Origin of the sequence: Leptospira sanjuanensis, assembly GCF_022267375.1 — a bacterium.
Classification (GTDB): domain Bacteria; phylum Spirochaetota; class Leptospiria; order Leptospirales; family Leptospiraceae; genus Leptospira; species Leptospira sanjuanensis.
Genome location: NZ_JAIZBH010000001.1, coordinates 202,729 through 215,398, shown reverse-complemented (window position 1 = coordinate 215,398; position 12,670 = coordinate 202,729). Strand labels below are relative to the sequence as shown.

11 protein-coding genes are annotated in these 12,670 nt (G+C 42.8%); 3 read left to right on the top strand and 8 right to left on the bottom strand.

Annotation, left to right across the window (positions count from 1 at the left end; translation table 11 throughout):
- Positions 1 to 59: 59 nt before the first annotated feature.
- Genes argJ through LFX17_RS01020 form a run of 3 tightly spaced genes read left to right on the top strand, consistent with a single transcriptional unit; the run spans position 60 to position 4,865 of the window.
- On the top strand, positions 60 to 1,211 hold the full coding sequence (gene argJ / locus LFX17_RS01030) for a bifunctional glutamate N-acetyltransferase/amino-acid acetyltransferase ArgJ (protein ID WP_238747616.1): 1,152 nt from the start codon (positions 60 to 62) through the stop codon (positions 1,209 to 1,211).
- Positions 1,192 to 2,496 carry a hypothetical protein gene (locus LFX17_RS01025; protein ID WP_238728445.1) on the top strand — a complete coding sequence of 435 codons (1,305 nt, stop codon included), beginning with the start codon at positions 1,192 to 1,194 and terminating at the stop codon, positions 2,494 to 2,496. Before argJ ends, LFX17_RS01025 begins: the two co-directional genes overlap by 20 nt.
- Positions 2,493 to 4,865, top strand: coding sequence for a SpoIIE family protein phosphatase (locus LFX17_RS01020; RefSeq protein WP_238728444.1), 2,373 nt, complete (start codon positions 2,493 to 2,495; stop codon positions 4,863 to 4,865). The genes LFX17_RS01025 and LFX17_RS01020 overlap by 4 nt, the downstream gene beginning before the upstream one ends.
- A gap of 380 nt (positions 4,866 to 5,245) precedes the next feature.
- Here LFX17_RS01020 and LFX17_RS01015 read toward each other — a convergent pair whose 3' ends face one another.
- The 8 genes from LFX17_RS01015 to LFX17_RS00980 form a co-directional block, all read right to left on the bottom strand.
- Complete coding sequence (locus LFX17_RS01015; RefSeq protein WP_238728443.1) at positions 5,246 to 5,941, bottom strand: hypothetical protein; 696 nt, start codon at positions 5,939 to 5,941, stop codon at positions 5,246 to 5,248.
- 1 nt (position 5,942) lies between these two features.
- Positions 5,943 to 7,076, bottom strand: coding sequence for a suppressor of fused domain protein (locus tag LFX17_RS01010; protein WP_238744635.1), 1,134 nt, complete (start codon positions 7,074 to 7,076; stop codon positions 5,943 to 5,945).
- Positions 7,073 to 7,327 carry a hypothetical protein gene (locus tag LFX17_RS01005; protein WP_238728441.1) on the bottom strand — a complete coding sequence of 85 codons (255 nt, stop codon included), beginning with the start codon at positions 7,325 to 7,327 and terminating at the stop codon, positions 7,073 to 7,075. The genes LFX17_RS01010 and LFX17_RS01005 overlap by 4 nt, the downstream gene beginning before the upstream one ends.
- Before the next feature lie 407 nt (positions 7,328 to 7,734).
- Positions 7,735 to 7,962 (bottom strand): hypothetical protein, encoded by a 228-nt coding sequence (locus LFX17_RS01000; protein ID WP_118954315.1) that lies wholly within the window; start codon positions 7,960 to 7,962, stop codon positions 7,735 to 7,737.
- A gap of 76 nt (positions 7,963 to 8,038) precedes the next feature.
- Entirely contained in the window at positions 8,039 to 8,341 is a 303-nt protein-coding gene (locus LFX17_RS00995; protein WP_238728440.1) for a hypothetical protein, read from the bottom strand.
- A gap of 233 nt (positions 8,342 to 8,574) precedes the next feature.
- Positions 8,575 to 10,098, bottom strand: a complete 1,524-nt coding sequence (locus LFX17_RS00990) for a thiolase C-terminal domain-containing protein (protein ID WP_238744634.1) — start codon at positions 10,096 to 10,098, stop codon at positions 8,575 to 8,577.
- A 121-nt stretch (positions 10,099 to 10,219) separates the two neighbouring features.
- Complete coding sequence (locus LFX17_RS00985; RefSeq protein WP_238728438.1) at positions 10,220 to 10,651, bottom strand: MaoC family dehydratase; 432 nt, start codon at positions 10,649 to 10,651, stop codon at positions 10,220 to 10,222.
- Positions 10,652 to 10,666: 15 nt separating this feature from the next.
- Positions 10,667 to 12,289, bottom strand: a complete 1,623-nt coding sequence (locus LFX17_RS00980) for an acyl-CoA dehydrogenase family protein (RefSeq protein WP_238744633.1) — start codon at positions 12,287 to 12,289, stop codon at positions 10,667 to 10,669.
- Between the last annotated feature and the right edge of the window lie 381 nt (positions 12,290 to 12,670).

Genomic DNA, 12,670 nt, shown 5'->3' with positions numbered 1-12,670 from the left:
CAGAGATAATTTTCCAAACATAGATCCAATCGACACGTTGAGGGATCTTATCCATGACAATGCCAAAAGGCTTTTCATCTTTCGGAATCAATATCGGAATCAAGGACAATACGAAAGACTTCGGAGTGATTTATTCCGAAGTGCCCTGCAAAGCGACCGCCGTATTCACCAAAAACAATTATCCGGGCGCTCCCGTCATCGTGGGAAAAGAACACGTTCAATCCGGTCTTCTGCAAGCCGTGGTCATCAATTCTAAAAATTCGAACGTAGCAACGGGTGAAAAAGGAATTCAAAACTCAAGAGACATCTGCAAAGCGATCGGAGAATCCCTCGGCATCGACGCAAAGTTAGTCCTTCCTTCTTCGACCGGAGTGATCGGAGTTCCGTTAAAGATGGAAGTGATTCTCCCCGCTTGTAAAAAAGCGAAATCGCTTTTAAAACCGGGTAACTTGGAAGAAGTCGCAGAAGCGATCATGACCACGGACACTAGAAAGAAAATTTCTTTCCGAAAAATCAAAACAAAATCAGGAGAAGGCACGATCTACGGGATCGCAAAAGGCGCAGGAATGATCGAACCGAATATGGCTACGATGCTCTGCTATATTCTTTCGGACGTTTCTCTGCCGGAAGGAACGGATTTATATTCCGTTTTAAAATCATCCGTGGATCAGAGCTTCAATTGTTTAACGATCGATTCGGACACTTCCACTTCCGATACGGTCGCGTTGCTTTGCAACGGTTTGTCCGGCGAAAGTTCCGTTGAAGATTTTTCGAAAGCCCTTACGGAAATTTCAATCGATCTTACCAAACTCATCGCGATCGACGGAGAAGGTGCGACCAAGTTGATCGAACTCACGATCACCGGCGCAAAGAACGAAACGCAGGCAAGAAAAATCGGCAAGTCGATCCTGAATTCTCCCTTGGTAAAAACCGCGATCTACGGCGGCGATCCGAACTGGGGAAGATTGGTGATGGCGGTGGGAAAGGTTTTCGACGAACCGATCCCGTTCGAAGGTCTTCAAATCTATTTTGGAACGCTTCCGGTCAAAGAAGCGAACCAGGAAACATTGAAAAAGCTTTCCGAATACTTAAAAAATAATACTGAAATTTCCTTAAATGTAGTGTTGAATGTTGGGGCCGTTTCCATGAAATTTTGGGGCTGCGATTTTACGGAAAAATACATCGAAGAGAATGCTTACTACACTACCTGACAACGAGGAGAATCAAATCGGATTTAGGGAAGCCTTCCGTTCTCTCGTAACGGACTACTATCTAATTTCCGGAATTATCAACCTGTTCGCAAAGGGAATTTCGATTCTAATTGCGCTGGGTTTGTATTTCTTTATTCTCTCCGTAATTCCGGCGGCCATCGAATATTATATGGAAGTGAGTCTTCTTTCCACTTTGATCTTTGCGGTTTTTATCATATTCCCTCTTCAGGAAAAACTCAGCGGAAAATTAAAGTCGATTCTGATTTCCGAATATTTAAGCGACGATCCTCGATCCTCCCAATTGGCGTATCGAAAATTCGATCACGAAGGTCTGATCAAGAACGTATTCCCGGATTTGGTTCGGTTGACCGAGAGTAATTACGGAAAACTCGCGCTTCTTAACAACGACTTGAGAACCTTCGAACTTTATACGTATGCGAAGAAGAAACAAAGAAAGGTCATCACACACGACGGAATCAATCCGGACGCAAAGTTGTTGAAATACATCCTAAACAAAAAGAACGGAGCGATCATCGGAGAACCGGATCAAAACCACGAAATCAACGAGGATTTCGTAAGCCTCCGCGCTAATTTCATATTACCTTTCGTTTATAGAGAAACCCTATTCGGCTTTCTTGCGGCATCGAACATTCCAAAAGATTCCGTGCGTCAGGATTTGAGTTTTCTTTCCGGAAAGTGCGGGATCGCGGTTCACAATCATATTTTATCTTCCCAAGTCGCGGAAAATAAAAAGTACAGAAAAGAATTGGAAACGGCCGGCAAGATCCGGAAATTTCTGGAAGCCGCCGAACCTCCGATGATCGGAAATATCCGCATCGAAGTCCTTTCCAGAGAACCGGGGGAACTCGTCGAGTTTCTCAACTCGGAGGGCGAAGAAACCTACTTTGTCATCTTAAAACTGGGAGTTACGAACCAGATTTCCGTATTAGTTCTTTGTTATATACTTGGAATTTTGTTTTCTGCTAGAACGTCCCGATCGGTTCAAAGTTTGAGTTACATTAAGAATCTGGTCGAATCCTATCTCAAAGAAATTTCCTGGAACGAGGACTACGATCTTTTGGTCGGAGTGATTCGTAGAAGCGAGAATACGATTTCCCTGAAAACATCCGGCAAAAATTTTAAAGCGCATAGAAATTCGAACTTCGGTAAAAATCTTCTTTCAGCGGGCTGGGAAGTGGAAGAGGAAATCGGCAGAGATCCTTTGATCCTCACCTGGAAGAACCGCACGATGATTTCTATCTATGACTTAGGATTTCCGGCGTGAGAAACATACTTTTATTGTTCATATCTCTGATCTTGTTCAGCATCGCGCTTTTTATAGGAGTTTTGCAGACTTCTTCCGAAAGTTTAAGACCTCCTTTTTATTATTATCCGAACGGAACGATCATTCAAAGCAGCGAAGAATTTCCGGGCATATTAGGGAAGAAAGTGGATCTTTTGGAACTTGAGATCGCGGTTAAAATGGCCGAATCGGGTCAATCGTATGAAAACGGAATCCACGTTTACGACAAGGGAGTCAGCGAAACGATCCCTGTCATTCTCGCACCGAAATCGGATTACTCCGTGATCCAGGATTTTACGAGAGACATTCTGATTTCACTGTTGTATCTTTCCGTAGCGATCTGGTTTTTCTTTTACACAAGGGATCTCTACATGCTTTTGCTGTTCGGTTCCCTGTCGTGTTTGAGTTTATTCAACTTCTTTCTAGTCGGCTTTCACGAATTCCACTTTTTATTTTTCTTTTTTCTTTATTTTACAGCATTCGTGATCTTGAATATATCGTTTCGACTTCGAGGCAAGGAACTTCCCACACGATGGTTCGCACCGGAGATCATCTTCTCTTTGATCGCGGGTTTCGTGGGAAAATCGCAGAAGGCCGATCCGCATATCTTCGGAATACTTGCGACCAACGGAGTTTATTTTATTCTCTTCTGCTCCGTGATCTGCATTTTCTTTTTGATTTTGGATTCGATACGAAATCTTTTTCCGTTGCAGAGTTTATTCAAAAAACTCAGTTTGATTTTGGCGTTCAGCGCGATTTCCATTCTTCCTTTCGTATCCGTGGAATTTTCGCATCTTATCTCGCCCGATTCGGCGAAAGTTATGATCTTGGCGGCGTTCTTGATATTTCCGGCCTTGATCATCTACGGAACGTTCACGTATTCGATCGTTCCCGTTCAGATTGCGTTCAGTTCCTCTCTTACTTCGATTTATTTGATCTTGATCCTTGCGGGCGGTTATCTGTTTCTTCTTGCGGCGTTTTTTAAATTTAATCCGATCGCTGCGGATAAGTATCTGGAAGAATTCAACGTTCTCTTTCTTTGTTCGAGTTTATATACTCTCGGTTCAATCAACCGGCGTTTGTCCAACCTTGTGGACACTTGGAGCTTTAAAAGAAATCAAAAACTTCATTCGGCGATGGAAACGATCTCTTCGATGATCAGCGCTCCTATTTCCATGCGAGCGACGATCAATAATCTAATGAGAAAGGTTTCGGAAGCGTTGGATATTTCCAAAATCCTCGTATTGATTCCTGCGGATAAATTTCCGAGAACGGATCTGAAGAATATCAACTTCATTCGAATCGCTTCCGGTTCGGAGATTTGGCAGTATTTTGCGGCCAATACGGAAGTTACCGTCACGAATCACCTTGCGTATGGACTCGGAATCCGCGAATCGGTCTATAAATTCCTGCAAAATTCCGGTGTGCAGCTAACGTATCCGATCTTCAATTATTCGCGCGGAAAAGAGGTTTTGGGCGTGTTTCTAGTGGGTGAAAAGAACAACCGAAAGAATTTCAACCTCGGCGAGCTTCATTTCTTAAAAGAATGTACGAGAATGGCTTCGATGCTCCTTCAAAACTACGCGTTATTGGCGGAGGAAGTGGAGAAAAAAAGAATCGTTCGCGATCTCAATATGGCTTCGATCATCGATAAAACTCTGCACGTCGCCGAAGGAGAACCGATCAAAGGAATCAACATCGGTTTCTTTTCGATTCCCGCCGTAGGAATTTCCGGAGATTACTTAGACATTCAAAAGCTGAATTCAAACACGATGTTGTTGGCTTTAGGGGACGTTTCGGGACATGGATTGGGAACCGGATACTTGGTAAGTGCGATTCGAGGCATCATACAGAATCAAATTCGAAAAAAATCGGACTTATCCACGATTTTCAGAGTGATTAACTCGTTTTTAATCGAGAGATACAGAGGAAGCGAGTTCATGACGTTGATCTGCGGAGAATATAATTCTCAGGAAGAAACGTTTAAATACATCAATGCAGGACATTCTTCTCCGATTTGTATTCGAAAAAACGGAAAAGTAGAACTTAGAACCGAGACTCAAAGAGTTTTAGGAGTCTTACCTACCGAATATAAACACTTAACGATTCCGATTTACCCCGGTGATAAGCTAATTTTATTCACCGATGGTGTCACTGAAACGTTCAATGATAACGAAGAAATCTTCGGTGATGAGAATTTTTTAAATCTTTTACGCGAGAATCATCAATTAAGTCCGCAAGAACTAACGGATCTTGTACTAAAAACGATTCAAGACTATCGTGGTAAGAAAGATCCTAGCGATGATATATCTTTTCTCTGTCTTGAAGTGAATGAAGACACTCGCAGATGAAAGAAAAATCTTTGAGATAAATAAATTTTAAAAAAAAATGTAAAAATTTATTAAAACACTTTACATTTTTATCTTGATACATTAATTATGTCCCTAATCACGGCGTTAAGTTTCTGAAGAACATCAGAGCTTGATGTTAGTAACACGGAGGAAGAGTCAATGGTTGCAAAAAAGAAAGCAGCAAAGAAGGCAGCTAAGAAAAAAGTTGCTAAGAAAAAAGCAGCTAAAAAGAAAGTTGCGAAGAAGAAATAAGGTATCTTAGCAACACACTTTCATTCTAAGAAGGGATGAAACTTTAAAACCCGCTTTTCGAAGCGGGTTTTTTCTTTTAAGGAGCGTCGTTGTATCGTTTTGAACCGCTCGATCGAAAGAAATCGGCCTTAAATTCCTAAAAATCCGCTCAGAAAACTCATCTCATCCTTCATCTCCGGTAAAATATCTCCGTAAACCTTGATTTGTTTCGATTCTCCGTCTGCATTGATCTCATAAAGACGGTATTCTTGGTTTGTTGCGGATGATTTTTCGAGTTTAAAGAAGCGAGTCGGCTTCTTTGAGAAGCGATTGTATAAGGTGAATTTATGAAAATAGAATCCGTCTTTGCTGGAATTGATCGGATATGGAATGAAATATTCGGCGCCGATCAAGAGAGAATCCGATTTTACTACGACCATCCTCGTCCAAGTAGCGAGATTGATCGGATAATTCTCATCTAAAAAGGATTTCTTATATTTACTTTCCCAAATCGAGAGAATTTTTCTGCGGATTTCATTCGCTTGTTTGTATCTCTCAAGTCCGTTTAAAGAAATTTCCAGCAGTGATAGAAGAGGAATTGTCTCATTTTTACCACTACGACTCAGCTCAAGCTGTACTAACTTCTTAGAGGAATGAAAATCCTTGTTATAAATCTCCTGCCATATCTTTTCCTGAACCTGCTCGCTTAACGGATCCGTATTTTGCGATAACAAAGAAAGTGGCAACGTAATCCAAATAGAAGAAACCGTGATCAGAGCGAGCAAAAGCGCGGACCGATTCGCATAACGTCGGATAGAGCGTATAATATCTTCTATAGGAATCATTTTAGATGAGCGTTTGTCTTTCCGCGTCGTGATACCAAGGAAATTCTTTTTCATTCCAGATTTCATTGAAAGATTGAATTCCGCCCTTCTGCGCGTATTCTTTTTCTTCTTCCGAAAGAGGAAGCAAGGTTAGGAATCGGACCGGTTTTCCGTTTTCTGAAATCAAATCCGATAAATCCGGCGCATTCGCAACGGAACGAAAGCTTTCCGTATCCCGAAAAAGAATCGAGGTGAAATTTAAATACAACGCTTCCGGATCCTTTCGCGACATCGTGATCGTGTGACCGTGACCGAACCATTTCGCCATGTTCCAAGGAAATCGAATCAATTCGCCGATCAAATGCGGAACCCAGGATTCGGATCGTTCCAAACCTTCCGAACCGACTTTTACCGCGAGTACCAACTCGATTCTTGCATAATCTTCGTAATTCTTATGAAAGAGTTCTACGGTCGGCATATTCTGCGCGCTCATTCCGATGGTGGAATAGATAAGGACGCCGGGAAATTTTTCCGATTGGAAGCGCGCGATTCCAAGTTGAGGATATTTTCCTCCGTCGGCGGACCAATACTTTTCGTGTTTTCCGAACTTGGATTCCAAATACGAAAGACGTTTTTCTTGAATTCCTTTCCAAGCTCCTTGTTTAGAACGGGCTTCCCAAAAATCGCGGGAGGCGCGCACTCGATCGGGAATAATTCCGAATTCGGAATTTCCCAAAGGATGCGCGGTCAAAGCTTCCACCTTCGCAAACAAAGAATATCCGTGAAAATCCTTCAATCCCGACCAAGGAGGAAGAAACGCGATGAGATTCTCCTTATAGAAAAGCGCGACGCCGTCCCCTTCTTCCGTCCAGATAAAATACAAATCCTTTTCATCCAAAGCCGGATGTCCTTTGGATTCGGTCACTTCGGATCGAAGAAGAATCGGCGCAAGTCCGCTGGAAAGATCTTCCATACTTCTTTTTTCGGGCGCTTCTATCCGATTGCAAACCCATAAGGATTTGATTCCGTACTCGGGATTCTGTTCTCCTTGGAGATAAAGATAAACGGTCCTTCCGTCGTCTTCCAAGTACGCGGTGAATGTTCCGTAAGGATTGGCTTCCTGATAGATTACTTTCGGTTCGGTAGAATGAGTCATTGAATGGGAATTTCCACGATTCTTTTTTTGAAAACTTCAAGAAGAGAGCGAATGACTGTCTCTGTTCTATATTCGTTTAATATTTCCGGAAAATAAAACGAGGCATTGAGAAGACCTGTGAGTTCGATTTCGTTCCAAGTCTGAAAGGAATCCAAAACTAAAAAGACTTCGTCCGAGATCGGTTCCTGATTTTTTCTGCATTGAATGAAAGTCTCGACGGCGCGAGTGGGAGTCATTGGTTTCTTATACATTCTTTCCTCGGTCTTTAGACAAGGTTCCAGCGGAATGAGAATGTTTCAACTCTCTAAAGAAGCGGAATAATACGGGGAAAAGGAAAAAGAAAGGCGGGAAAAATAAAAAAACCGGGCGCGCAAAACTATCCCGGTTTCAATGAGGCTTAGAAATCAACGGTGAACGTATTGTTTCAAAGCCCGAATCGGAATTCTTTCCCGGGAAACCCTGGTTTTATACTGCTCAAATAGAATTAAGAATAGTAGTGTGATCAGAAATAAGTTTTCCATATCTATAGTTGACTCCGATTCTTACAAAAAATCGAACCCTTTTTGGAAATTTTTTTCCAAAGTTTTTTATCGGATTCTCTTTTTTTGAAAAAAATTGACTGCTTTAAATCGGGTGGAATCAGTCCGGACGATTCGATTTAGTCCTTCAGAATATTCTTGGCGGCTGTTTTAATGGAGTGTTTGAGTTTTGTTCTATTTGCCGGAGTCAATTTAGCCATGATTTCGATCGCTTTCACGAATTCTTCCGCCGCGAGATCCAACATGTCCGTAAGTCGAATATCATTCCTTTTCACGGACGGAGCGGTGGACTTTTTATTTTTTTTCGGAGCCGCTTTTTGGACTTTGGTCTTTTTCTTTTGGACCATGATTGAATTCCCCTAGAAAGAATACTGCAGACGGATTCTATTTTTGTATAAGTTCAAATCCAGCAGAAAGTGAATCTTATTCCAAAAATATTCCCATCACGCGATAACAATCCATTTTACTTTCCGAGATTTCAAAAACGGATCCGTTCGGACCGACTTCCTGCAATTTGATCGTATCGGGAAATCCGGTTTTAGAGACAGAATCGGATACGACAAAGAAGGTGGAATATTTTCTAAGATTGAGACAGTTCTCCACCTTTCTTCCGTGAAGAAACATAGTTCCTTCTTGTTCATTCGAAGAATCGGGAATCAAAATCAAATCGGAACCGTTAAAAATTCGGATCTGACCCGTTTGAATATTCTCTGCCTTGATATGCATAAATCGATCCAATCCTGAGAGCCTTCTCTCAACCGTTCAGTTCGACATTGCTCTTTAATTTATAACAAGTCGAAAAAGACCGAAACGGAAGTCTGACTAATATCGTTCCACAATCGCGTCGAGTTTAGAATGAGTTTTTCGTTTTGTAACCTGCAAAATTTAGACGATCGCTGTTAAACTTCGCAGATTCTTGGAAAGTATACTGACTTATGATCTTGGAAATTTCTTTCAATTCAAGATAAAATTCCTTTCAAAAACCCGTTTTCATTCACGATTTTTAATTTCGAACGATCGATTTGGAGAGTTTGATCGGTTTTTAAAAGTTCACCTTTGGAATCGAATACATTGACCATGACATATCTCCCCGCTTTCATTTTTACGAGAGCCAAAGAATATGGCGCCTTTGTAAACGATCCCGGATTCATGTTTACCGTTGTTGAAGAATAAACAATTCCCGTTTCATTGTTTTTTGCGCCGTTTTGATTGAGGGTCAATCGTCTCGGTTTCACTTTCTTCGGTTTGAGTTTGGAGGTGGTCGAAGAAAAAATCGCGACCGAATTGATGCTGTCCACTCCTCCGTTTCCGCCCACCAAAGATTTTCCGGGACGAGTGACTTGAATGTTCGGAACGAAACGAGAATACAATCCATAGTGTGCGGCCACATCGATCAAACCGGTTGCGGCGGACATGGACATAGCCGCTTGGTAGTTGAGAATTCCTCCCATCTCGTTGACCTTGATTTTTTTGCCATTAGAGAATTTTAATTCTCCGTTTTTCAAATGTTCGACCGCTTCCTTTTTGGTGATTCCGAAATACTCGGACGACTGAAGTATCACCATTCCCGTAAAACAATCATAGATCCATGCGTAATCGATGTCTTCTCTTTCGATTCCTGCGGACGCAAACGCAATGTCGCCCGCTCTTCCCGCCGGAGTCGCAAAGTCGCCCTTGAGCATAAAGTATTCCGCATGGGCCGCGTGTCCCGCTCCGATCAAATACATCGGATCGATTTCCTTTTTGATCTTTCCCTGCGATTGCAGTTTCTTCGCTTTTTTTTCGGACATGAGAAGAGTCGCAAACCCATGATCGGTAACGATTGCGATCATAGGCGCGGGATACGGGTCCGCGATCGTTCGAGAAAGTTGTTTTTCCGTTATCTCTTGTTGATATACGTGCGCTCTCGGATTCGTAATCGCGTTGGATCTGAACTTTTTCGTGATCGCTTCCAGATCCACTTGAGCGATGTCGTTTTCAAACATCATCCGTTTCATCAAAAGTCCGTACATAGCGATCAAGGTCGCGCCGTAATTGAGTTCGTAGACGGGATGACAAACGGTTTCGTTCAATCGTTTCATATCGGAAACCTGTCTGAATGCGGACTTAGGAATATCCGCACCCGCGATCAAGACGACCGCCTCGCTGTCGGATTGAAGAATGGTTCTGGCTTGTCCTATCGCTCCGGTCACGCTCGCGCCTCCCAAATCGATCAGATGAGAACGAAAGCCGGTATACCCTAGTTCATTCGCAATTCTTACGCTATGTCCGTAACCCGACTTGCCCAACGAAGCCGGCTCGATGCTTACAAAGTCGGTAAGAATATCCCGTAAAGTTTCCGGTTTCATCTCCAAAAACTGAAGCAGATCGTATATTGATTTTTTATAATGTTCTAATACTTTTCTTTCGCCGGACCATTCTTTATATTCTTCCGGGAAATCGGCCGCAACCGAATCGCTCACGCCTAATAATACGGGGTTCATACGTCTTCTCTTTTGATTTTATTTTTGAATGTACTTTCGATTTTTACGAAACGGATCGAAATCGATTTCTAAAATTCCGCGAATCATCTCAAACAAACGAATCGATGTCGCGATCCGCAAATTAAGAATCGGAACCGGGCGGAAGAACCTTACATTCTCCCTTGCCGATCGTCTCGCCTTTTTGATTGGTCCATAGAATTTTCATCTCGACCATTTTCATCTTCGCGATCTTATTTTTGACTTCGACGGTGCAAGTCACCGTGTCTCCCGGATAAACCGGTTTCCGAAACTTAGTGACCGTTTCCAAAGCCACAGTTCCTAAACCGGGAAGTTTCATCCCCAGAACGGGTGCCAACAAAGACGCAGCAAGTCCGCCGTGAGCGATTCTCGTTCCGAAAATCGTCGTCTTCGCATATTCCTCGTCCACATGCAACGGGTTAAAGTCTCCGCTGATTCCTGCAAAAAGATAAATATCCGTTTCCGTGACGGTTTTCGAAAAACTCGCCTTATCTCCGATTTCAATTTCTTCGTAGGATTTTCCTTTTTGATACATCGTTTCTCCGTTCGATTAAGCGGACACAGCGCTTCCTAAGATTCCTTCTTTTAAAAACTCGATGCAATCCTCGATTTGTTTTTCCGGCGGGTTGAGATTGCCGAACGCTTGTATGAGATCCGTTACAGCAGCTTCGTCGAGTTCCTTCAAATATGCAATTCCTCGAATATATCTTGCCGTCAGATAATACGCGAGAATGTCGAGATCCCGTTCTTTGTCGGATGTTTTGTAGTGATTGCTGTTTTGCGTCAGATCCCAAATGCTCAGTTTTAAAATCGTAGTCAACGTGAGCAAGTCGGCAAAACCGAATTCGAGAGCTTGTCTTTTTTTTCGTTCGGGATTGTCTCCCACGTTTTGAATCAAAACGTCCAAACAACGCATCAGATTTCCGATCGGAGTCCTTTGAATCTTTTGTTCGGAATGATTTCGAACTTCCTCGGAAGCCGCGCTTTCGATAATGTTTTTAAACTTATCATAACCGCCGTAGCTCGCGGAAATGATGCTTCGTTGAACTTCGGAAGTTCCTCCTCCGATCGTTCCTAGTTTTACGTCCCGATACAAACGGCTGACGTGAACTTCTCTCATGTAGCCCATTCCACCGTGGATTTGAACCGCATCGGATGCGACTTCTTCGCTGACCTCCGAGGCGAAAACTTTCAAAATGGAACTTTCCATCGGCAAACTTACGTTTGGTTCCGCGTCCTTTTTGCGGGCAACAAAATACAAAGTTCTTCTCGAAGCGCAAAGATACGCCCAAATTCTTGCGATCTTTTCCTTCATAGCAAAGAAGGAAAGAATCGGTTTACCGAATTGTTGTCTTTGCCACGCGTAATGAATACAGCTTTCGACCGCATTCTCCAAGCCTCCCATCAAAGAAGCGAGAAGAACGGTTCTTTCCCATTCTAAAGTCGCTTTCCCGATTCTTAAAAAACCCGAATTCAACGGCCCTAACAAATTCTCATCCGGTATGAACATATCTTCGAACGAAAGTTCCGCAGTGGTGGAAGTATTGTGCCCGAGCTTTTTTAAAACTTTGGAAACGTGAAACCCTTTCCGATGGGACTCTACGATGAAAGCCGACACGCCCATCGGTCCGCGTGACTTGGTCGTTCTTGCCATCACGATAAAAATTTGTCCGATCGGTCCGTTTGTGATGAACATTTTGCTTCCGTTGAGAATAAAACCTCCTTCGGTTTTTTCAGCGTAAGTTCTCATACCCGCCGCGTCCGAGCCCGAATCGGGTTCGGTCAAACCGAGACCGGCAATCCATTCTCCGCTTGCGAGTTTGGGTAAATATTTTTCCTTTTGGGCTTCCGTTCCTTGGAACAAAATGGGAAGAGTTCCGATGATCATATGCGCTCCCCAGGAAAGTCCGAAACCGGAATCCAACGATCCTGCGTTGAACGCCTCTTGCGCCAGACAACACTGAAAACAAGATCCGCCTTGTCCTCCGTATTGTTCGGGAAGAGGAATTCCCAAAAGACCCATAGATCCCATTTCTTTCCAGAGTTCGCTGTCCCAAGAGCAATCCTCGTCTCTTTGTTCTACCGTGGGAAGCGCGCGTTCTTTCGCGAATTCTTTGACGGTGTTGTAAAAGTCCTTATCTTCACTTTCTAAGTATGGATTCAAAAATAACATATCGATCGATTCTCTCCGTTGTTTCCTTTTTTAAATTCTAAGTCCTTTCGCTTTGTTTAAAGATTGTATACAAGATCGGAAGAATGGAAACCATAAGTCCTCCGTTCTTGCAAAAGAAATTTACGGCGCGTCCCAAAACTCTCATTTACTTTTTCAGAAAGATCAAGCGCAAGGTTCCGTCCCGATCGAACGACTCATAAGGAAAGATTTGCCGAGTTTCTTTTGGGACAGATTCTTATCTTCCGGCAAAAAGAATAGAAACGGTACCCGCTCGATCAAGTTATTTTTGAATCGTTTCGTTAAATCGAAAAGATAATAAACATACGTTCATTTTTTGAACGAAGAATTCTGAAATCAAGAAGCCTGGCTGCAACGAGGCGG

Coding starts and splice junctions, on each gene's coding strand:
- LFX17_RS01010 (WP_238744635.1), bottom strand. CDS start 7,076: ATGACTCATTCTACCGAACCGAAAGTAATCTATCAGGAAGCCAATCCT.
- LFX17_RS00985 (WP_238728438.1), bottom strand. CDS start 10,651: ATGTATCAAAAAGGAAAATCCTACGAAGAAATTGAAATCGGAGATAAG.
- argJ (WP_238747616.1), top strand. CDS start 60: ATGCCAAAAGGCTTTTCATCTTTCGGAATCAATATCGGAATCAAGGAC.
- LFX17_RS00990 (WP_238744634.1), bottom strand. CDS start 10,098: ATGAACCCCGTATTATTAGGCGTGAGCGATTCGGTTGCGGCCGATTTC.
- LFX17_RS01015 (WP_238728443.1), bottom strand. CDS start 5,941: ATGATTCCTATAGAAGATATTATACGCTCTATCCGACGTTATGCGAAT.
- LFX17_RS00980 (WP_238744633.1), bottom strand. CDS start 12,289: ATGTTATTTTTGAATCCATACTTAGAAAGTGAAGATAAGGACTTTTAC.
- LFX17_RS00995 (WP_238728440.1), bottom strand. CDS start 8,341: ATGCATATCAAGGCAGAGAATATTCAAACGGGTCAGATCCGAATTTTT.
- LFX17_RS01005 (WP_238728441.1), bottom strand. CDS start 7,327: ATGTATAAGAAACCAATGACTCCCACTCGCGCCGTCGAGACTTTCATT.
- LFX17_RS01025 (WP_238728445.1), top strand. CDS start 1,192: ATGCTTACTACACTACCTGACAACGAGGAGAATCAAATCGGATTTAGG.
- LFX17_RS01000 (WP_118954315.1), bottom strand. CDS start 7,962: ATGGTCCAAAAGAAAAAGACCAAAGTCCAAAAAGCGGCTCCGAAAAAA.